17 protein-coding genes are annotated in these 19,487 nt (G+C 73.3%); 10 read left to right on the plus strand and 7 right to left on the minus strand.

All coding sequences use genetic code 11. The features are described from left to right. Positions 1-6 precede the first annotated feature (6 nt). Entirely contained in the window at positions 7-930 is a 924-nt protein-coding gene (locus tag ACIQR3_RS05755; RefSeq protein WP_403535442.1) for a MerR family transcriptional regulator, read from the minus strand. Positions 931-1,101: 171 nt separating this feature from the next. On the opposite strand from ACIQR3_RS05755, the gene ACIQR3_RS05760 reads away from it, so the two are divergent. Next, entirely contained in the window at positions 1,102-2,676 is a 1,575-nt protein-coding gene (locus tag ACIQR3_RS05760; RefSeq protein ID WP_403534613.1) for an alpha/beta hydrolase family protein, read from the plus strand. 92 nt (positions 2,677-2,768) lie between these two features. Here the strand turns inward: ACIQR3_RS05760 and katG are convergent, their stop codons facing one another. Together katG and ACIQR3_RS05770 are read right to left on the minus strand one after the other, a co-directional pair. Then, the gene (gene katG / locus ACIQR3_RS05765) at positions 2,769-4,994 is read right to left on the minus strand and encodes a catalase/peroxidase HPI (RefSeq protein WP_403534616.1); all 2,226 of its coding nucleotides are present in this window, start codon (positions 4,992-4,994) and stop codon (positions 2,769-2,771) included. A 37-nt stretch (positions 4,995-5,031) separates the two neighbouring features. Then, the gene (locus ACIQR3_RS05770; RefSeq protein WP_215166279.1) at positions 5,032-5,463 is read right to left on the minus strand and encodes a Fur family transcriptional regulator; all 432 of its coding nucleotides are present in this window, start codon (positions 5,461-5,463) and stop codon (positions 5,032-5,034) included. Positions 5,464-5,656: 193 nt separating this feature from the next. Between ACIQR3_RS05770 and ACIQR3_RS05775 the strand changes: the two genes are divergently transcribed. Beyond that, positions 5,657-6,079 carry a DUF350 domain-containing protein gene (locus tag ACIQR3_RS05775; RefSeq protein WP_215166278.1) on the plus strand — a complete coding sequence of 141 codons (423 nt, stop codon included), beginning with the start codon at positions 5,657-5,659 and terminating at the stop codon, positions 6,077-6,079. 184 nt (positions 6,080-6,263) lie between these two features. Here ACIQR3_RS05775 and ACIQR3_RS05780 read toward each other — a convergent pair whose 3' ends face one another. Together ACIQR3_RS05780 and ACIQR3_RS05785 are read right to left on the minus strand one after the other, a co-directional pair. After that, a complete protein-coding gene (locus tag ACIQR3_RS05780; protein WP_403534620.1) occupies positions 6,264-7,697 on the minus strand; it encodes a WGR domain-containing protein in 1,434 nt (477 codons plus the stop codon). Between the two features lie 96 nt (positions 7,698-7,793). After that, positions 7,794-8,555, minus strand: a complete 762-nt coding sequence (locus ACIQR3_RS05785) for a DUF3152 domain-containing protein (protein ID WP_403535444.1) — start codon at positions 8,553-8,555, stop codon at positions 7,794-7,796. Positions 8,556-8,794: 239 nt separating this feature from the next. On the opposite strand from ACIQR3_RS05785, the gene ACIQR3_RS05790 reads away from it, so the two are divergent. The 4 genes from ACIQR3_RS05790 (at position 8,795) to ACIQR3_RS05805 (ending at position 12,064) form a co-directional block, all read left to right on the plus strand. Then, positions 8,795-9,496 (plus strand): response regulator, encoded by a 702-nt coding sequence (locus ACIQR3_RS05790; RefSeq protein WP_403534623.1) that lies wholly within the window; start codon positions 8,795-8,797, stop codon positions 9,494-9,496. A 23-nt stretch (positions 9,497-9,519) separates the two neighbouring features. Next, positions 9,520-11,004 (plus strand): ATP-binding protein, encoded by a 1,485-nt coding sequence (locus ACIQR3_RS05795; RefSeq protein WP_403535447.1) that lies wholly within the window; start codon positions 9,520-9,522, stop codon positions 11,002-11,004. A 67-nt stretch (positions 11,005-11,071) separates the two neighbouring features. Further along, positions 11,072-11,740: a hypothetical protein gene (locus tag ACIQR3_RS05800; protein WP_403534626.1), complete on the plus strand. Its 669-nt coding sequence runs from the start codon at positions 11,072-11,074 to the stop codon at positions 11,738-11,740. 63 nt (positions 11,741-11,803) lie between these two features. After that, positions 11,804-12,064, plus strand: coding sequence for a zinc-ribbon domain-containing protein (locus ACIQR3_RS05805; protein ID WP_403534629.1), 261 nt, complete (start codon positions 11,804-11,806; stop codon positions 12,062-12,064). Here the strand turns inward: ACIQR3_RS05805 and ACIQR3_RS05810 are convergent. After that, positions 12,048-12,977 carry a transferase gene (locus ACIQR3_RS05810; RefSeq protein ID WP_403534632.1) on the minus strand — a complete coding sequence of 310 codons (930 nt, stop codon included), beginning with the start codon at positions 12,975-12,977 and terminating at the stop codon, positions 12,048-12,050. The two genes, ACIQR3_RS05805 and ACIQR3_RS05810, sit on opposite strands and share 17 nt — an antisense overlap. Next, the gene (locus ACIQR3_RS05815) at positions 12,974-14,239 is read right to left on the minus strand and encodes a glycosyltransferase family 4 protein (RefSeq protein WP_403534635.1); all 1,266 of its coding nucleotides are present in this window, start codon (positions 14,237-14,239) and stop codon (positions 12,974-12,976) included. The genes ACIQR3_RS05810 and ACIQR3_RS05815 overlap by 4 nt, the downstream gene beginning before the upstream one ends. 370 nt (positions 14,240-14,609) lie before the next feature. Between ACIQR3_RS05815 and ACIQR3_RS05820 the strand changes: the two genes are divergently transcribed. From ACIQR3_RS05820 to ACIQR3_RS05835, 4 genes are all read left to right on the plus strand, one after another. Continuing rightward, on the plus strand, positions 14,610-15,818 hold the full coding sequence (locus ACIQR3_RS05820) for a S8 family peptidase (protein ID WP_403534638.1): 1,209 nt from the start codon (positions 14,610-14,612) through the stop codon (positions 15,816-15,818). 468 nt (positions 15,819-16,286) lie between these two features. Continuing rightward, entirely contained in the window at positions 16,287-17,615 is a 1,329-nt protein-coding gene (locus ACIQR3_RS05825; protein ID WP_403534641.1) for an ABC transporter substrate-binding protein, read from the plus strand. 14 nt (positions 17,616-17,629) lie between these two features. After that, complete coding sequence (locus ACIQR3_RS05830; protein ID WP_403534643.1) at positions 17,630-18,583, plus strand: carbohydrate ABC transporter permease; 954 nt, start codon at positions 17,630-17,632, stop codon at positions 18,581-18,583. After that, positions 18,580-19,476 (plus strand): carbohydrate ABC transporter permease, encoded by an 897-nt coding sequence (locus tag ACIQR3_RS05835; RefSeq protein ID WP_403534646.1) that lies wholly within the window; start codon positions 18,580-18,582, stop codon positions 19,474-19,476. The genes ACIQR3_RS05830 and ACIQR3_RS05835 overlap by 4 nt, the downstream gene beginning before the upstream one ends. The last annotated feature ends 11 nt before the right edge of the window (positions 19,477-19,487 follow it).

Here is a 19,487-nt window from a genome sequence, read left to right on the forward strand (position 1 = left end):
GGCGGCTCAGGCAGCCGTGCCGGGCGCCTGGCCGGTCAGTGCCGCCAGCAGCCAGTCGTGCGCGGAGCCCGGGGTCGGTTCCGGACGGGCGCCCGGTGCGGTGATCACCTCGGTGACCAGGTCCCAGTAGCGGTCGATGCGCGGATCGGCCGTGAGCTGCCCGGCCAGCAGGCGGCGGAAGCCGGGGGTGTCCCGGGTGCCGTACGCGGCCGTGTACGCGCTCACGAAGCAGTCCAGCGCCTCACCCGGACGCGGCGCGTGGTCCCGGCGCAGGTGCGCGCCGGCCAGGTCGTACGCCTCGGCCAGGGCCGCGTACAGGACGGCCGCGCCGCGGGCGCCCACCGTGCGGTGTGCCTCGGGCTGGGGCCGGGCGGAGGGCGTACAGGGGGCGGTGGTCAGGGCGTTGAGCCGGGCGAAGGCCAGTACCTGCGCCGGTGCCGGGTCGTCGGGCGGCTGCGGGACCGCCGCCTCCAGGAAGGCGGTGACGGAACGGGCCGGCATGCGCGGCGGCAGCCAGGCACGCCAGAAGCGGGCCAGCGGTGCCGTGCTCGGCGGGGCGGTCACCGTGCCGATCAGGCGGAGCCGGTCGGCCCGTTCGTCCGGCGGGCACTCCTGGACCAGGCGCAGCGCCGCCTCCCGCCAGCGCAACGCCGTGAGCTGGGAGCCGAGGGCGCGCAGGTGTCCGGCGACGGCGTCCTCCAGGACGCGGCCCGCGTCGTCTTCGTCCCCCTCGTCGAGGACGCGGCGGATCTCGGGGACGCCGAGGCCGAGGGAGCGCAGGGAGCGGATCAGCCGTAGCCGGTCGAGGGCCTCGGGGTCGTAGCGGCGGTGGCCGCCCACGGTGCGGGAGGTCTCCGGCAGCAGGCCGCGGTCGGAGTAGAAGCGGACGGTCTTGACGGTGACGCCCGCCCGCTCGGCCAGTTCTCCGATGCCGAGCCGGCCGTCGTGCGCGCGGTCATGCGCGCTGCCGTGCGGGCCGTCGTGCGGGCCGTCGTGCGGTGCGAGCACTTGAACCTCCCTCTGGGGGAGTTTCTACGGTACCGGCGAGCGCGGGCCGGTCAGCGGCCGGACCGCGGTGACACCACGGCCGAGGAGAGGGTCATGACCGTATTCGTTCTGGTGCCGGGCTGGTTCACCGGCGCGTGGGTGTGGGAGGAGACGGCCGCGCGGCTGGCCGAGGCGGGTGCCGAGGCGCGTCCGGTGGCGCTGACCGGGCTCGACGGGCCGCCAGGGGCCGGAGGTGTCGGCGGTGCCGCCGGTGCCGCCGGGGTCGACCTGGATACGCACATCGCGGACGTCCTCGCGGTGATCGACTCGGTCGGAGCGGGGGCTGACGGGTCCGGCGGGGCGAGCGGGTCCGGCCGGGAGATCGTGCTGGTCGGTCACGACTACGGCATCCATCCGGCGCTGGGGGCCGCCGCCCGGCGCGTCGGGCGGGTCGCGCGGGTCGTGTACCTGGACGCGGGGATGCCGCGGGACGGGGTGCCGGCGCTGGCCGCGGTGCCCGACCCGGCGCTGCGGGAGGGGCTGGCGGCGCGGGGGACGGAAGGCGGGGACGGCTTCGAGGGGGTGCTGCCGCCGCCGGGCCGGGACGAGTGGCCGCGCTGGGGCAGTACCGCCGGCGTCCCGGACGCCGCGCTGGACCGGCTCACCACGCGCGCCGCCCCGCAGCCCCTGGGCACGCTGCTCCAGCCGCTGCGGCTGGCCGCGGCGGTGGCCTCGGTACCCGCCACCGGAGTGCTGTGCACCGGCAACGGGGCGGGCCTAGGGATGCTCCAGCTCCAGGTCGACTTCGGTGACCCCGCGCTGGGCGCCCTGGCCGACGCGGGGGTGCCGTTCTTCGAACTGCCCACCGGGCACTGGCCGATGCTGTCCTGCCCCGCCGATCTGGCCCGGGTCCTGGTGCGGGCCGCGGCCGGCGAGGGGCACCAGCTCGTCCCGTTCGACGCCGCACGGCCGCCCGCGCATCTGCGGCCGTTCCCCTTGGACGTCCCTGAGCGGGCGCGCGAGCGGACCGGGCACGTCGATCTGTACCCGCCGGACGCCGAAGGCCCGCGCCCCGCGGTGCTGTTCGTGCACGGCGGTCCGCTGCCCGCCGGGGCACGGCCGGGGCCGCGGGACTGGCCGCTGTTCCAGGGGTACGCCGGGTACGCCGCCGCCCGCGGCGTGGTGGCCGCGACCGTCGAGCACGGACTGCACGCGGTCACCGACTACCCGGCCGCCGCCGACGACGTGGCCGCGGCGGTGGAGAGGGTGCGGGCCGATCCACGGGTGGACCCGGACCGGGTGGCGCTGTGGTTCTTCTCCGGCGGCGGGCCGCTCGCGGCGGAGTGGCTGAGCGCTCCCCCGCCCTGGCTGCGCTGTCTGGCCGCCACGTACCCGATCCTCGCCCCGCTGCCGAACTGGGGCCTGCCCGGCGGCCGTTTCCGTCCCGCGGAAGCGGTGGCGGGCGCGGGCGAACTGCCCGTGGTGCTGACCCGGGTCGGGCTGGAGCTGCCCGAGATCGCCGCCACCGTCGAGGAGTTCCTCACCGCGGCGCGGGCGGCCGGTACCGACGTCGAGGTGATCGACGTACCGCACGGACACCACGGGTTCGAGACCCTCGACCTGACCGAGGAGGCTCGCGCGGCGGTGCGGCGCGCGACGCGGGCGGTGCTCGGGCATCTGACCGGGTGACGGGCCGGTACCGGCCGGTGACGGGCGCCCCGCCGCGGCGGTGCCGGGCGGGGCGCCCCGGTTCCTCCCGGACCAGGCCGGTCGCTCCGGGATCAGACCAGGTCGAACCGGTCCAGGTTCATGACCTTGACCCACGCGGCGACGAAGTCGCGCACGAACTTCTCCTTGGCGTCGTCGCTCGCGTACACCTCGGCGAGCGCGCGCAGTTCGGAGTTGGAGCCGAAGACGAGGTCGGCGCGGCTGCCCGCCCACTTGACCTCGCCGGTGGCGGCGTCCCGGCCCTCGAAGACGCTCTGGTCCTCTGACGTCGCCTGCCACGTCGTGCCCAGGTCGAGCAGGTTGACGAAGAAGTCGTTGGTCAGGGCCCCGGGGGTCGTGGTGAGGACACCGAGCTGGGACTGCTGGTGGCTCACGCCGAGCACGCGCAGACCGCCGACGAGCACCGTCATCTCCGGGGCGCTGAGGGTCAACAGGTTGGCCCGGTCGAGCAGCAGGTACTCGGCGGGCAGCCGGTTGCCCTTGCCCAGGTAGTTGCGGAACCCGTCGGCGGCCGGCTCCAGCGCGGCGAACGACTCGGCGTCCGTCTCCCCCTGCGAGGCGTCCACCCGGCCCGGGGCGAACGGGACCTCGATCTGGAAACCGGCCTCCTTGGCGGCCCGTTCGACGGCGGCCGAGCCGCCGAGGACGATCAGGTCGGCCAGCGACACCTGCCGGGTGCTGCCCGCGTTGAAGTCCCGCTGGACGCTCTCCAGGGTGCTCAGCACGGTGGCGAGCCGGCCGGGCTCGTTGACCTCCCAGGTGCGCTGCGGCTCCAGGCGGATGCGGGCGCCGTTGGCGCCGCCGCGCTTGTCGCTGCCGCGGAAGGTGGACGCCGACGCCCAGGCGGTGAAGACCAGGTCGGAGACGGTCAGGCCGGAGTCGAGCAGCTTGGCCTTGAGGACCTCGACGTCGGCGGCGCCGATCGGCTCGCCCTCGGCCTCCGGCAGCGGGTCCTGCCACAGCAGCGTCTCCTCCGGGACCTCGGGGCCGAGGAAGAGCGACTTCGGGCCCATGTCACGGTGGGTCAGCTTGTACCAGGCGCGGGCGAAGGCGGCCTGGAACTCCTCGGGGTTCTCGTGGAAGCGGCGGGAGATCGGCTCGTAGACCGGGTCGAAGCGGAGCGCCAGGTCGGTGGTGAGCATGTTCGGCGCGATCTTCTTGGTGGCGTCGTGGGCGTGCGGGACCGTGCCCTCGCCCGCGCCGTCCTTCGGCTTCCACTGGTGGGCTCCGGCCGGGCTCCGGGTCAGTTCCCACTCGTAGCCGAAGAGGTTGTCGAAGAAGCCGTTGCCCCACTGGGTGGGCATCGAGGTCCAGGTGACCTCCAGGCCGGAGGTGATGGCGTCCGCGCCCTTGCCGGTGCCGTAGGTGCTGCGCCAGCCCAGGCCCTGTTCCTCCATGGAGGCGGCCTCGGGGTCGGCGCCGACGGCGTCCGCCGGCCCGGCGCCGTGGGTCTTGCCGAAGGTGTGGCCGCCGGCGATCAGGGCGACGGTCTCCTCGTCGTTCATCGCCATCCGGCCGAACGTCTCACGGATGTCGCGCGCCGCGGCCAGCGGGTCCGGGGTGCCGTTGGGGCCTTCGGGGTTGACGTAGATCAGGCCCATCTGGACGGCGCCGAGCGGGTTCTCCAGCTCGCGGTCGCCGGTGTAGCGCCGGTCGTCGAGCCAGGTGGTCTCGGGGCCCCAGTACACGTCCTCCTCGGGCTCCCAGACGTCCTCGCGTCCGCCGCCGAAGCCGAAGGTCTTGACGCCCATCGACTCCAGGGCGACGTTGCCCGCGAGGATCAGCAGGTCGGCCCAGGACAGGCTCTGGCCGTACTTCTTCTTCACCGGCCACAGCAGGCGGCGGGCCTTGTCCAGGTTGGCGTTGTCCGGCCAGCTGTTGAGGGGGGCGAAGCGCTGCTGGCCGGCGCCGGCGCCGCCGCGGCCGTCGCTGATCCGGTAGGTGCCCGCGCTGTGCCAGGCCATCCGGACGATGAACGGGCCGTAGTGGCCGAAGTCGGCGGGCCACCAGTCCTGCGAGGTGGTCAGTACGTCGGCGATGTCCCGTTTGACGGCCGGCAGGTCCAGGCTCTGGAACGCCTCGGCGTAGTCGAAGTCCGGGTCGAGCGGGTTGGACACCGCGGGGTTCTTCGCGAGGATCTTCACATTGAGCCGCTCCGGCCACCACTGGCGGTTCCCGCCGCCCTGCGTCGGGTGGGCGGCGCGCCCGTGCGCGACCGGGCAGCCGCCCTCGCCCTCGGCCTTCGGGTCGGTGACGATCGCGTCGTGGTTCTCGGTCATGGGAGTCCTTCCGGGCATGGATCTCGGTGCTCAGGAATCACTGGTGAGAGGAACAGGCGGGGCACAGGCCCCAGTAGGTGACCTCGGCCTCGTCGACCGTGAATCCGTGGTCGTCGGAGGCGGTCAGACAGGGTGCGTGGCCGACCGCGCAGTCCACGTCGGCGACCGCGCCGCACGCACGGCACACCACGTGGTGGTGGTTGTCGCCGACCCGCCCCTCGAAGCGGGCCGGGCTGCCGGCCGGTTCGACGCGGCGGACCAGTCCGGCCCTGGTGAGCGCGTGCAGTGCTTCGTACACGGCCGGTACGGAGATGTGGCCCACACGGTCGCGCACTCCGGCGGTGATCGCCTCGACGTCGAGGTGGTCGCCGCGGCGGACCGTTTCGAGCAGCGCGACGCGAGCGGCCGTCACCCGCAGGCCGGCGCCGCGCAGTTCCTCGGCGGTGGTCGGGGGCCGGGAGGCGGTCATGGCGGTGAACCTACGCCCCAAACCTGAACTGTTGAAGAGAACGAACGGTTCAAGTTCGGTTGCGCGCAGGGAGATTGCCGGTGCCCGTCGTTTCCCCTTCCGCTCTCACCTGCCCTCGGCAGGCCCGAACAGGTGCGCTACATTTTGCATCTCTTTGCATGGACATCTCTCAACCTACGGAGCCGGCACACCCATGAGCGACATCGTCAACGGACTCGGCCGGGCCACCGCCTACGGCGCCCTCGGTCTGGTCCTGCTGGTCCTCGGCATCGTCCTGGTCGACGTGCTGACGCCCGGAAAGCTCGGCCGGCAGATCTGGGAGCAGCGCAACCGCAACGCCGCCACGGTGCTCAGCTCGGCGCTGCTGGGCATCGGCGCGATCGTGTTCACGTCGATCTGGACGACGTACGAGGACTTCGGCAAAGGGCTGGTGTCCACCGCGCTGTTCGGGCTGCTGGGGCTGGTGATGATGGCCGTGGCGTTCCTGGTGGTGGACCTGATCACGCCCGGGCGGCTGGGCGCGACGCTGGTCGAGCCGGAGCCGCACCCGGCGGTCTGGGTCACGGCCTCCTGCAACCTCGCGGTCTCCGCCGTCATCTCGGCGTCCATCGCCTGAAAGGGCAACTCGGCGCCTGAAAGGGCAGGTCACCGCCTGAGAGGGCAGGTCACCGCCCGGCAAGGCACCGCCCGGCCAGGTCCGTCACCACCCGGCCAGGTCCGTCACCACCCGGCCAGGTCCGTCACCACCCGGCCAGGTCCGTCACCACCCGGCCAGGTCCGTCACCACCCGGCCGGGCCCGTCACACGAGCCTCCTGATGTCGCCGCGGACCCGGTAGAACCCGCCCGCGGCGGCGTGCACCGCGTCGACGACGTACCGGGCGCCCGGTTCCCTGATCGCCCTCGGGAACTGCACGTTCCACGACGAGTCGTAGCCGTCCGACACCACGTGGATCCGCGTCCGGCCGCCGTCGCGCACGCACTCCACGACCACCGACCCGGCCGGGGCCGCGGCGACCGTGGTCACCGACTCGGCCGCCGTCGCCGCCGCGTACGTCGGCAGCGCCGCGGCGAGCTTGACGTCCCGGGCGACCGGCACCGAACCCTGCTGGGCGGCCGTCACCGCCGCCTCGCTCGCGTCCACGCACACCAGGGACCCGTCCGTGGTCACCAGGTAGAGCCGCTCGTCGCGGTACTGCATCGACAGCGCCGAGCCGCCGCCCGTACCGAGCTTCCACAGCCGGGTGCCGTCCCGGTCGAAGCAGTACACCGAGGAGGCGGCGTCCCCGGCGAACACGAACCGCCCGCCGGGCGAGGTGGCGCACGAGTACACGGAACTGTCGCAGCGGTACGTCGCCTCGATGCCGCCGGTCTCCTTCGACAGCCGGTGGACGACGCGGTCGGCCGTACCGGCGTACACCGCGTCGTCCTCCTGCCAGCCGAAGAGCACCGCGCCCCGGGTCCGCGTGTGCCACAACTCGGCGCGGCCGTCCGGGGCGTGGGCCGTCACGCCGCCGCTGTCACCGTGGTACACGGCGCGGTCGTCGGCGCGGACCATCCAGGCGTGCTCGCCGTGGCCGCCGCGTGCCCACTGGTGCTCGTCCTCGTGGTCGATGACAGTGAGCCGGCCGGCGCGGTCCGCGACGTTCAGCACGCCCTCGTGGATGTCGAGCCAGAAGATGTCGACGTCGGCCGCGATGTCGTAGGCCGCGAAGGGCAGTTTGGACGACAGGTCGTAGACCCGGCCGTCGTCGCAGCCGGCGTAGATCCAGAAGTCGTCGGCGACCAGGCACTTGACGCCGTCGGGCAGCCGGTAGTGGGAGAGGACCTCACCGCCGTGCGCCAGGGTGTAGACGTCACCGGCCTGGTTGCCCACCCAGCAGTGCTCCTCGTCGATGTGGATGCCGAAGGCCGCGGAGCCCGTCCGGAAGCGCCACAGCACCGGGGCGACCGAACGCACCGTGGACGGCGCAGAGGTGATCTGCCGGCGGGTGACCGGCCGCGGCGCGCGCTGCCCCCGCACCGCCGGGGCGTACCCCTTGCGCACCTTCTCGCCTATCTTCTTCGCGGCCGCGGCCTGTGCCTTCTCGGCCGTGGGGAACGTCGACGTCTGGGTCTGCCCGGCGGCGCCGATCCGCCCGTAGGACACGGTGACGACCGTCCCCTCGACCGTCACCTCGTAGAACTTGTGCGCTCCCCCGCCGTCCTGTGACAGCTCCAGGTACGTCTTCGACATGGCAGACCTCTCCCCAGGCCAGGGCCCGAGGCGTGTCCGCGGACCCCACTGACCGAACCGTAGATCCAGGCACTGACATCGGCCCTGACGGGCGGGTCACGGGACGCTCGGCCCGGTGATGCGCCGGCCCTCGCTGTCGTAGGGCCAGACGTTGGTCCTGCAGCCGTGCAGTCCCTTGATCTGCTGCATCATCGCCGGGGCGAGCTGTCCTTCGCCGGGACAGGTCTCGTGGCCGTGGCCGAGGAAGTGGCCGACCTCGTGGTTGATGATCAGGGCGCGGTACGAGGGCACGTCGTCCGCGTAGTACTTCGTGGCCAGTTCCCACCGTTTGAGGTTGACCATGACGTCCTGGCCCACTCGGCAGTTGACCTCGCCGCCGGTGTCCAGTCCGTACTGGCCGCAGATGTCGTCGACCGTGGCCGCGGTGGCGAGCCGTACCCGGAAGTCGGAACTGTCGCCGGACACCCTCCGGAACCCCACCTTGCCGTCGGCCGTCCAGCCGCGCGGGTCGGCGAGTATCTTCTCGACCTCGGCGGCGACCGCGTCCGCCGGCCGTCCGATGCCGTCCTCGACCTGGACCCGGTAGGTCAGCAACCGCTGGTCACCGCCGACGGGCTCGCTCTCTCCGCCGGCCGTGGTGAACGTTCCGGGTCCCGTGGCCGGGATCGAGAGCCGCTCCTTCTTCTCCGAGGCCTTCACGGTGGCCTCGTCGGTGGCCTCCTCCGTGGCCTCCTCCGTGGCCTCCGCGGCGGACGGCTCCTCCTCCATCGTCGCGACCGGTGCCGCCCCGGCCGTGCCGTCGGAACCGCCGGACGAGCCGGTCAGCCCCCGCACGACCAGCACACCGAGGACCGACAGCACGACGGCCGCCGCGAGCCCCGCCCAGAGTCTCCTCGGTTTTCGGCCGCGTCCGCGGGCATGGCGCGAGCGCCCGGTCACGGGTCGCGCGACGGACGGAAGGGGTGTCGTTCGGTGTGCGTTCATGATCCTTCAGCATGCGTGGGCTGTGTGATGGCCCGGGGACCGCTTTTGGACCGCTCTGTAACAGCCGCCCCCACCGGAACGGCCCAGTCCCTCACTTACGCATACTGAGCCCCATGCCACGCGTCCTGATCATCGAAGACGACCGCGCCGTGCGGGAGGGCCTGCGGCTCGCCCTGCGGCGCCAGGGACACGAGGTGGCCGCCGCCCCGACGGGTGAGGACGGGCTGGAACAGGTGCGGTCGTTCCGGCCCGACGCGGTGGTCCTGGACCTGATGCTGCCCGGCATGTCCGGCCTGGAGGTGTGCCGCCGCATCCGCGACCGGGACCAGATACCGATCATCATGGCCACCGCCCGCGGTGACGACGCCGACGTGGTCGTCGGGCTGGAGGCCGGAGCCGACGACTACGTGGTCAAACCGGTCCGCGCCCGGGTGCTGGACGCCCGTATCCGCGCCGTGCTGCGCCGTGTGGGCGGCCCGCCCGCCGCGTACGGCCCGCCGGCCGCCGAGCACCACGGCGACCTCGTCCTGGACCGGGCCGCACTGACCGTCACCCACCAGGGCGAGCCCGTCCCCCTGGGCCCCTCCGAACTGCGCCTGCTGCTCACCCTGTCCGCCGCCCCCGGCCAGGTCTTCAGCCGCCAGCAGCTGCTGGAGGCCGTGTGGGAGCACAGCTACCACGGTGACGCCCGGCTGGTGGACGCCTGCGTCAAGCGGCTGCGCGCGAAGCTCGGTGAGACCTCGGACCGGCCGCGGTACGTCCAGACCGTGCGCGGCTTCGGCTACCGCTTCGGGTCCCGGTGGGGGTCCCGGTGACCGCCGCGGCGCGCGTCCGGCGGCTGCCCCGGCCGCTGGGCGGGCTGCGGGTGCGGCTGGTGGTGGCCTTCGCCGTCGTCGCCGCCGCGGCCACGCTGACCACCGGCGCGCTGACCTTCCGCGAGGCGCGGACCGGCGTGCTCCAGCAGAGCCAGGACACGGTGATCGAGGACTTCCGGGAACGGGTCGACGCGCTCGCGCCCAACTACCCGTTCCCGCCCGCCCGGCCGGACCTCGCCTCGCTCGCCGCGGACGTGGCGCGCGGCGGGCGCGCGGACAACTGGCGGGTGCTGGCCGCCTACCGGGAGCTGAGCGCCACCTCCTCGCCCGGGGACGCGTTCGAGGAGCTGTCCCCGGCGATGCGTGCGGCCGTGGGCTCCCGGCCCGCCACGGTGTTCCAGCGGGTGTCCCGGGACGGCCGCTCCTCACTGGTCGTCGGCATGCCCGTCATCTACGCCGCACCGCGGCACGCCGCCAGGGAGAGGTCCGGCCTGGAGCTGTACCTGACCGTGTCGCAGCAGGAGGAACAGGGGTACGTGGAGGCCCTGGTCAGCGCCATCGAACGGGCCACTGTGGTCGCGCTCGCCCTGGCCGTCGTACTCGCCCTGCTGGCCGCGCGCGGGGTGCTGCGGCCGGTGCGGGAGCTGCGGCGGGCGACCCGCAGCATCGCGCAGGGCCGGCTGGACACCCGGCTCGCCGTCCGCGGCTCCGACGAACTCGCCGACCTGTCGCACAGTTTCAACGAGACCGCCGCCGCGCTGGAGGAGTCGGTGGCCGAGTTGCGGCGCATGGAGGCCGGGGCCCGGCGGTTCGCCGCGGACGTCTCGCACGAGCTGCGCACACCGCTGGCCGCGATGTCGGCGGTGACCGACGTACTGGACGAGGACGCGGTCCGCCTCGACGACGACACCGCCATGGCCGTACGGCTGATCAGCGAGGAGACGACGAAACTGACCGGTCTGGTGAACGACTTGATGGAAATCTCCCGGTTCGACGCGGGCGCCGCCGACCTGCACCTGGACGAGATCGACCTCGCCGAGTCGGTGCGGCGCACCCTGTCCGCCCGCGGCTGGCAGGAGGCGGTGGGGACCGAACTGCCGGAGCCCGGGGCGCTGCGCGGCCGGGTCGATCCGCGCCGCCTCGACGTGATCGTCGCCAACCTCGTCGCCAACGCCCTGCGGCACGGCGGGCCGCCGGTCCGGGTGCGGCTGCGCGGCGAGGGCGGCCGGTCCGCGGTCATCGAGGTCAGGGACGGCGGGGAGGGCATCGACGGCACCGTGCTTCCGCACGTCTTCGACCGGTTCTACAAGTCGGACAACGCGCGGTCCCGCAGCGAGGGCAGCGGGCTCGGGCTGGCGATCACCGCGGAGAACGCACGCCTGCACGGCGGCACCGTACGGGCCGCCAACCATCCGGACGGCGGCGCCGTCTTCACGGTCGTCCTCCCGCTGCGGCAGGACGGCGCACCGAGGCCGGCGACCGGCCCGGAGAAACAGATCCGGCCGTGAACGGCGGGACGAGGAAAGCCGGGAAGAGGAGATCCGGCCGTGACCGGCCGGGAGAAAGAGGTCGGCCATGAACCCCGCCCCGAGTCAGCCGGTGTCCCGCCCCTCCCGGCCGGTCCGCCGCGCGCTGCCCCTGCTGTCCGTCCTGCTCGGTGCCGCCTGTCCGCTCACCGCCTGCGGCATCCCCGCGACCGGGGTGATCGAGGCGGGGGCGCCCGCGAGCGGGGTCCGGAAGCCGGTGACCGCCGCGACCCGGCCGACGACCCCGGTGCCGGAGACCTCCGCCGCCGCGGTGCCGCTGTACTTCGTGAGGAACGGGACTCTGGTGCCCGTCATCCGTACGGCGGCCGTCCCCGCCGATCCCGCGAGCGCCGTGTCGCTGCTGTTCCAGGGCCCGGACAGCGAGGAACGCGCACTGGGCCTCACGACCGAACTGCCGCGGGCGGTCGCGATGCCGGCCGTCCGGACCGACGGGGCGACGGTCGCCATCGGGCTGCCGGCCGGGGCCACGGCGCTGAGCGACACGGCCGTCGCCCAGCTGGCCTGCACGGCCGCCGCCGCACGACTGAGCCAGGACCCGGAGCTGGGGACGGCGCTGGTGGCCGTGGAGCGGCCCGGCGGCCTGCCGGCGGGCCGCTCCAGTGACGACTGCCCGGGCCTGTTCCGGCCCGCGGAAACGGCCGGCCCCACCGAACCGCCGGACTGGAGTGCCGCCCCCACCCCGGCGCAGCCCCGCTGACGGGGGCACGCCCCGGCGTCGTCTGGCACCCTGGCGGCAGGAACCGCACGGGGAAGGACCGTCATGATCATTTTTGGCACCAAGGGGTACCTCTACCAGCTGGCGGTACTGACGCTGGTGTGCGGCCACTGCGGCAACCCCGCCGCCCACACGCTCCGCAAGCGGGTCACCAAGTTCACCCTCTTCTTCGTGCCGCTGTTCCCGGTGTCGACGAAGTACACGACCCAGTGCACGTACTGCGGCGCGGAGCGGAAGCTGACCGGCGAGGAAACGGAGCGGCTGCGGGCCCAGGGCACGAGCGGCACCGTCAGCCCGCCGGTGTGACCGCCACGGCCAGGTCGTTGTCGACGGTGTAATAGGGGCGTACGACCGTTTCGCCGACGGGGACCGCGGGCTGGACGTGGATGTCCTTGCGGTCGGCGATGTCGTCCAGGAGGCGGGCCACTCGGACCGGCGGTGCGGACCGGGCGGGCCGGACGAAGACGTCCCAGACGCGCTGCCCGGAGCCGGTCCCGGTGTCCGTCTCCGTGCCGGTGCCGGCGACCAGGTCCGCGAGGGCGACCGTGAAGGAGAAGTTCTGGCGGTCGTCGGCGAGCCGGGGTTCGACGGACCGTTCGGTGCGGGTGCCGCGCAGCCGCAGCCGTACGGCGGCCCCCTCCCCGAACACCGCGCCGTGCAGCCGGGCCCCGACCGTGAGCGCTCCCTCGGCGGCCGTGATGCCGGCGGTCTCCGCGTGGGCGTCGCGCAGCCAGGCCCGTACCGCCAGGAACCCGTCCTTGGTGACGTACGGGATCCGGACCGCCACCGGCGCGCGGCGGTCGCGGGTGTGGCCGTCCACGAGGGCGCGCAGGTCGCGCAGGCCGGGGCGCAGGCGGCGCCGTTCGCCGTCCGGTCCGTCGAGCAGGTACACGTCCCACCGGCCCTCCGCCAGCGCCGTCCCGGTCGGCAGTACGGCGGTGTGGTGGCCGTCCTCCGTCGCGTCGAGGGCGAGGGAGTGGTGAGTCTCCCCGGGCTGCCCCTCGTCCGGCTTCCCCTTCTTGGGCCGCAGCCGGATCAGCAGCCGTGCGTCCGACGCGGCCGGGGGAAGGCGCAGGCCGAAGGTGATCCGGCCGTCCGCCTCCACCGTGCAGCCGACGCGCGGTTCCGTGCCGCGCTCCGTGCCGTGTCCTGTGGCGCGCTCCGCGCCGTGCCCCGTGCCTCGCTCCGTGAGGCGCTCCGTGAGGCGCTCCGTGGTCATCGCCGTCCCCTTCGTATCGTGTGCAGCGCGCTGCTGCCCGTGGCGTGCACGGCGTCCCGTGCCGCGTAGCCCTGCCCGATCAGCACCTGGCGCACCGGGTCGCGGCCCTGGGTGACGGGCCGTCCGGAGCGCCGGGCCGCGCACGCCTCCTCGAACAGGCGCTCGGCGTGGCGTACCACGGGGTCCGGGGCGAACCGCCGCGCGTTCTCCAGCGCCGCCCGGCCCATCCGGCGGCGGCGCTCGTCGTCCCGGACCAGTTCGAGGAGCGCCTCACCGAAGGCCGCGGGGTCGCCGACGGGGACCAGCCGGCCGTCGACACCGTCCTGGATGATCTCTCCGGGACCGTAGGGGCAGTCGGTGCTGACCACCGGCAGCCCGCACCGCATGGCCTCCACGATGGTCATGCCGAAGGGCTCGAAGTTGGAGGCGGCGGCCCCGATCGAGCCCTTGACCCACTCGGCCTCCATGGGAGCGGCGGCGCCCATCAGGAAGACGTTGGCCGTCAGGCCGAGCCGTTCGATCAGCGCGCGCAGCCGGTCGTGCTCCTCGCCCTTGCCGTAGATGCGCAGGGACCAGTCGGGGTGTTCGGCGGCGACCCGGGCGAACGCCTCGATCAGCAGGTCGTACCGCTTGACCGGGACCAGCCGGCCGGCCGCGACGACCAGCTTGGCGCCGCCGTCCGCGGGCGGCAGCACGGGGTCGGGGACGCTGTTGGGCAGGGCCTCGACCCGGACGCCGGGCAGCCGCATCTTGCGCCGGTAGGCGGCGGCGTCCGCCTCCGTGACCGTGGTGAGCACGTCGAGCCGGCGGTAGGCGCGGCGCAGCGCGGTGCGCAGCCGGGAGGGGTGGTTGTCCAGGGTGAGGTGTTCCTGTCCGACGCGGGCGACGTGCCCGGGTGCCTGGAGCGCGAGGTGGACGTTGAGTCCGGGGCGGGTGCCGACGACGACGTCGGCGTCGATGTCCGCCAGGCACGCGCCGATCCGCTCGTCGGTCAGCTCGCTGTACTGGTGGTGGCGGTACTCGGCGGCCGGGAAGACCTTCGCCGGCCGCAGGTGCTGCGGATGCTCTTTCTCCTGCCGCAGGTCCACCAGGGGTCTCAGCGACACCCGGGGATCCAGGGTGAAGTTGGGGCGCTCCCGGTGCCGCAGCACGGACACGATCTCCACGGTGTGCCGCTCGGCCAGGGCCTGGGCCAGGTTGAACGTCGTGGTGATCGTGCCTCCGATCCCGTAGGCGTTGTGCAGGAGGAAAGAGATCTTCATGAGGGACCAGACCGGATGCGCGTACGAACGGTTGCCTGCCGTTATCACTTCGTGGTGCACCTGTTCACCAGGTGTTTCCGGAGCGGCACGGCACGGCGCACCCGGTCGGTGCCGCCGGGCGCGACCGCGCCCGCCCCGTCTTCACCTGCTCTCCTCGTCCTTCCGGCGACCTTGACATATTTCGTGCTCATGACAGATTCGTTGACAGGTGTTCAACTCCCTTGTCGGACACCGGTGGTTGGTCAAGGCTGTACCCCGGCCCGGAGCGGAACGCGACGCTCCCCGGGTCGTGTGCGCGATCCCGCGCACACCCCCCACAGACGCGCGCCCCACCCCGGGCGCACGCCGCCCAGAGGAGGACTCCCTCGTCATGGCACAACTGCGGAGCAAGAGACTCAAGTTCGCCGCGACCGTCGGCGTCGTGGCCGCCGCCCTGACCGGCGGGCTCACCGCGATACCCGCCCAGGCCGCCCCGGCCGAGGGCACCGTCCTCGCGGCCGGCTCCCCCACTGCGGTCAAGGACAGCTACATCGTCACGCTCAAGAAGGACAGCGGGCTCAAGGCGTCCTCGGCGGCCGGCAAGGACGTCGTCGAGGAGTACGGCGGCACGGTGAAGAAGACGTTCAAAAGCGCGCTGAACGGCTACACCGCGACCCTCTCCGCCACCGAGGCCGAGCGCCTCGCCGCCGACCCGGCCGTCGCCTCCGTCGAGCAGGACCAGCGCGTCACACTCGCCGACACCACGCAGTCCGACGCCCCGTGGGGCCTGGACCGCGTCGACCAGACCTCCCTGCCGCTCTCCGGCACGTACACCTACCCGGACACCGCGGGCAGCGGCGTGACGGCGTACGTCATCGACACCGGCGTCCGCATCACCCACAGCGACATCAGCGGCCGCGCCTCCTACGGTTACGACGCCGTCGACGGCGACACCACCGCCTCCGACGGCAACGGCCACGGCACGCACGTGGCCACCACGATCGCGGGCAGCACCTACGGCGTCGCCAAGAAGGCGAAGATCGTCGCGGTCCGCGTGCTTAACAACAGCGGTTCGGGCACCACGGCCGGTGTCATCGCGGGCATCGACTGGGTGACCGCCAACCACTCGGGCCCCTCGGTCGCCAACTTGTCGCTCGGCGGCAGTGCCTCCACCACCCTGGACACGGCCGTCCGCAACTCCATCGCCAGCGGCGTCACCTACGCGATCGCCGCGGGCAACAGCGCCGCCAACGCCTCCTCGTACTCCCCCGCCCGGGTCACCGAGGCCATCACCGTCGGCGCCACCACCAGCACGGACGCCCGGGCCAGCTACTCCAACTACGGTTCCGTGCTGGACATCTTCGCGCCCGGCTCCTCCATCACGGCCGGCTGGTACACCAGCGACACGGCGACCAACACCATCTCCGGTACGTCCATGGCCACGCCGCACGTGGCGGGCGCCGCCGCGGTCTACCTGGCGGGCCACACCTCCGCCACCCCCGCGCAGGTCTCCTCGGCCCTGACGAGCGGCGCGACGACCGGCAAGGTCACCAGCGCGGGCACCGGCTCGCCGAACCTGCTGCTGAAGATCGTTCCCTGATGACGCGGTGATCCCATGACGTGACCCGTCCGGCACGGAATGCCCCCGGAGGCCCCACCCGCCTCCGGGGGCATTTCGTATGCTCCGAGCCCGACAGCGTGCTCGAATCTGCTTGCAACTACGCCCTTCCGATCAGCCCCGATCACCAACTCAGGCGTTTCGGACCCTTGACACGGTCGGGATCCGGTCGATTTACTCCCGGTCAGCGCCGACGTCGTCAGACCGGCCGGCGCCAGAGGTACGCCCAGCCGGTAGCTGGCCCCGCGCCAGGAGTCCGGCCCGAGTCGCCAGGACCGCCCACGGTGTCCGAGGCGGGGTCGTGCCCACCAGACCGGGAGCTCGTGCCATGAGCCGTCAGCGGATCCCTCCTCCCTGACACCGTCACTCCCCCCCTCAGCGCCTGACACCGGGGCGCGGCTGCCGACCGCCGCGCCCCGCCGAGCGACAAGCACCTGCCTGGAGGTACAGATGGACGCGGTCCGACGCGGCGTTCGGCCCTCGCGCCGCGGGGTGCTGCGGGCCGGCGGGGGCGCCCTGCTCGCCGGGGCCGCCGGAGCGGCCGTCTCCGGGTGCGGGGCCGGGACGGACGACGGGGTCGCCGCCGACGGCACGGTCACCATCGAGGTGTGGCACGGCCAGGCCGACACGGCCAAGCAGGTTCTGCGGAAACTCGTCGCCGACTTCGAGCGCGAGCACCCGAAGATCCGGGTCGGCCTGGGCGGCGGGGTGCTGTCGGACGTGATGCTGCAGAAGGTGACCGCCGCCCTCGCCGCCGGCTCCTACCCCGACATCGCCTATGTCTTCGGCTCGGACCTGGCCCGGGTCGCCCGCGGCCCGCAGGTCGTCGACCTCACCGACACGGTGGACTCCGGTCCCCTGCCGTGGAAGAACTACTGGGCCGCCGCCCGGGACGCCGTCACCGTCAACGGCCGGGTCAGGGCGGCGCCCGCCGTGCTCGACGCGCTCGCCGTCGTCTGCAACAAGCGGCTGTTCCGCGAGGCGGGCGTGGGCCTGCCCGAGGCCGGCTGGACCTGGGCGGACTTCACCGAGACCGCGCGGCGGCTGACCGACCGGGCCGCGGGCCGGTTCGGCACCGGCTGGCCCGGCACCGGCGACGAGGACACCGTCTGGCGGCTGTGGCCGATGATCTGGGACCTCGGCGGCGACGTCGTCGACGACAGCGGCAAGGGCATCGGCTTCGCCGACAGCGGGGTCCGTGCCCTGGAGGTGGTGGCCGGCCTGGCCCGCGACCGGAGCGTGTACGTCGACCCCAAGCCCGGCAGCGAGCAGATGTACCAGGTCTTCCAGTCCGGCCGGATGGGCATGGTGGTCACCGGTCCCTGGCAACTGCCCGACATCCGGCAGGCGGGGATCGACCACCACATCGTCCCGCTGCCCAGCTTCAGCGGCAGACCGGTCACCATCTCCGGCCCCGACACCTGGACCCTGTTCGACAACGGCGCCGCCCGTTCCCGGGCCGCCCGCACCTTCGTCACCTGGCTCACCCAACCCGCCCAGGACGTCCGCTGGGCCGTCGGTGCCGGCAGCCTCCCGCTCAGCCGCCGCACCGAGGCCCAGCCGGCCTGGCGGCGCGAGGTCGAGGAGACCGAGGGACTGTCGGTGTTCACCGAGGCGCTGGACAGCGCGCGCGTCCGTCCCGTCCACCCGGCCTACCCGGAGGTCTCGCAGGCGCTCGGCCGGGCCGTCGTCTCCGTGCTGCTCGGCCGCAGCGGTCCCGGGGCCGCCCTGCGGTCCTGCGCCGACGAAGCCGACGCCGCCCTGCTCATACCGCGTTGAGGAGCCACCACGCCATGGAGCGACTGCCCCGAGCCATCACCCTCGCGCACCCGCCGGACGACCGGCGCCGGGCCCTGGTCCGCAAGCGCCGCGCCGAGACGGCCACCGCCTGGGCCTACGTCTCCCCCGCGGTCCTGATCGTCCTGGGCCTCGGCGTCGTCCCGGTCGTCTGGTCGCTGCTGCTGTCCTTCCAGGCCAGTGACCTGGTCACGCCCAGCCGCTGGGTCGGCGTGGACAACTACCGCGCCCTCGCCCAGGACCCGCACTTCGGCCAGGCGGTGCGCAACACCCTGCTCTACACGGTGCTGTACGTGCCGCTGAGCCTGCTCGGCGGCCTGCTGCTCGCGCTGGTGCTGAACCGCCGCATCCGGCTCGTCGGCCTCTACCGCACCCTGATCTTCGTACCGTTCGTGCTGTCGGCGACCGCGCAGGGCGTGCTGTTCTCCTTCATCCTGGACCCGGAGTTCGGCGCCGCCAACTCCGTCCTGCACCAACTCGGCGTCTCCCCGCAGGGGTTCCTCACCGATCCCGGGCAGGCCCTGCCGGTGCTGGTGGCGATCACCCTGTGGAGCGGCACCGGTTTCTGCGTCGTGGTCTACCTGGCCGCCCTCCAGGACGTCCCGCAGTCCCTGGTCGAGGCGGCCCGCCTGGACGGCGCCGGCCGGCTGCACCTGCTGCGCCACGTCACCCTGCCCACGCTCACCCCGGTCACCGTCTTCCTGGTGCTGTGGCAGACCATCCAGTCCCTCCAGGTGTTCGACCTGGTGTACGTCACCACCAAGGGCGGGCCGCTGGGTTCCACCACCGTGATCGTCTACTTCATCTGGGAGCAGGCGTTCAAGAACGCCACCGCCGGCTACGGCGCGTCGGCCGCCTACGTCCTCGCCGTCGCCCTGGGCCTCGCCGCCGGGGCCGTACGCCTCGCCCGGCGCCGTGAGCGCCACCGTCCGGAAGGGGCCCGTCCATGACGGCGACCACCTCGGCCCGGCCCGACACCGTCCCCGCCCGCCCGGCCCGGTCCGCCGGTTCCGTACGGCGCCGCCGGCGGCTGCCGTTCAGCCCCTGGCACCTGCTGCTGGCGCCGCTCGCGCTGACCTTCGCGGTGCCGCTGGTGTGGCTGCTGCTCAGCTCCGTGATGAGCGACGCGGAGATCAACCGCTTCCCGCCCGCGCTGTGGCCCTCCGGCGTCGACCTCGGCGGCTACCGCTACGTACTGGGCAACGCGATGTTCCCGCGCTGGTTCGCCAACTCGGTGATCGTCTCCGCCGTCACCGTCGCCGCCAACCTGCTGTTCGGCGCGCTCGCCGGGTACGCCTTCGCCCGGATGCGGTTCGCCGGCTCGCGGGTGCTGCTGGGGCTGATGCTGGCCACGATGGCCGTGCCGTTCCAGCTGACCATGATCCCGACGTTCCTGGTGATGAGGAAGCTGGGTCTGATCGACACCCTCGGCGCGCTCATCGTGCCGTCGCTGGTCACCCCGTTCGCGGTGTTCCTGCTGCGGCAGTTCTTCCTCTCGCTGCCCCGGGAACTGGAGGAGGCCGCCTGGATCGACGGGTGTTCGCGGCTGCGGGTGCTGTTCCGCATCGTGCTGCCGCTGTCCCGGCCGGCGCTGAGCACGGTGGCCGTCCTGACCTTCCTGACCACCTGGAACGACCTGACCTGGCCGCTGATCGCCATCAACCACGACACGCAGTACACGCTGCAACTGGGGCTGACCACCTTCCAGGGGCAGCACCACACCAGGTGGTCCGCGGTGATGGCCGGCAACGTGCTCACCGTGCTGCCCGTGCTGCTCGCCTTCCTCGGCGCGCAGAAGACCTTCGTCCAGTCCATCACCTCCAGCGGCCTCAAAGGCCAGTGACTCCCAGGGAA

The organism is Streptomyces sp. NPDC090994, from assembly GCF_044768905.1.
Classification (GTDB): Bacteria; Actinomycetota; Actinomycetes; order Streptomycetales; family Streptomycetaceae; genus Streptomyces.

What these genes read in the sequence shown, in the direction of transcription:
- katG (WP_403534616.1), bottom strand. Translation starts at nt 4,994, where the DNA reads ATGACCGAGAACCACGACGCGATCGTCACCGACCCGAAGGCCGAGGGC.
- ACIQR3_RS05780 (WP_403534620.1), bottom strand. Translation starts at nt 7,697, where the DNA reads ATGTCGAAGACGTACCTGGAGCTGTCACAGGACGGCGGGGGAGCGCAC.
- ACIQR3_RS05810 (WP_403534632.1), bottom strand. Translation starts at nt 12,977, where the DNA reads ATGACCACGGAGCGCCTCACGGAGCGCCTCACGGAGCGAGGCACGGGG.
- ACIQR3_RS05830 (WP_403534643.1), top strand. Translation starts at nt 17,630, where the DNA reads ATGGAGCGACTGCCCCGAGCCATCACCCTCGCGCACCCGCCGGACGAC.
- ACIQR3_RS05800 (WP_403534626.1), top strand. Translation starts at nt 11,072, where the DNA reads ATGAACCCCGCCCCGAGTCAGCCGGTGTCCCGCCCCTCCCGGCCGGTC.
- ACIQR3_RS05770 (WP_215166279.1), bottom strand. Translation starts at nt 5,463, where the DNA reads ATGACCGCCTCCCGGCCCCCGACCACCGCCGAGGAACTGCGCGGCGCC.
- ACIQR3_RS05790 (WP_403534623.1), top strand. Translation starts at nt 8,795, where the DNA reads ATGCCACGCGTCCTGATCATCGAAGACGACCGCGCCGTGCGGGAGGGC.
- ACIQR3_RS05760 (WP_403534613.1), top strand. Translation starts at nt 1,102, where the DNA reads ATGACCGTATTCGTTCTGGTGCCGGGCTGGTTCACCGGCGCGTGGGTG.
- ACIQR3_RS05775 (WP_215166278.1), top strand. Translation starts at nt 5,657, where the DNA reads ATGAGCGACATCGTCAACGGACTCGGCCGGGCCACCGCCTACGGCGCC.
- ACIQR3_RS05805 (WP_403534629.1), top strand. Translation starts at nt 11,804, where the DNA reads ATGATCATTTTTGGCACCAAGGGGTACCTCTACCAGCTGGCGGTACTG.
- ACIQR3_RS05825 (WP_403534641.1), top strand. Translation starts at nt 16,287, where the DNA reads ATGGACGCGGTCCGACGCGGCGTTCGGCCCTCGCGCCGCGGGGTGCTG.
- ACIQR3_RS05820 (WP_403534638.1), top strand. Translation starts at nt 14,610, where the DNA reads ATGGCACAACTGCGGAGCAAGAGACTCAAGTTCGCCGCGACCGTCGGC.
- ACIQR3_RS05815 (WP_403534635.1), bottom strand. Translation starts at nt 14,239, where the DNA reads ATGAAGATCTCTTTCCTCCTGCACAACGCCTACGGGATCGGAGGCACG.
- ACIQR3_RS05835 (WP_403534646.1), top strand. Translation starts at nt 18,580, where the DNA reads ATGACGGCGACCACCTCGGCCCGGCCCGACACCGTCCCCGCCCGCCCG.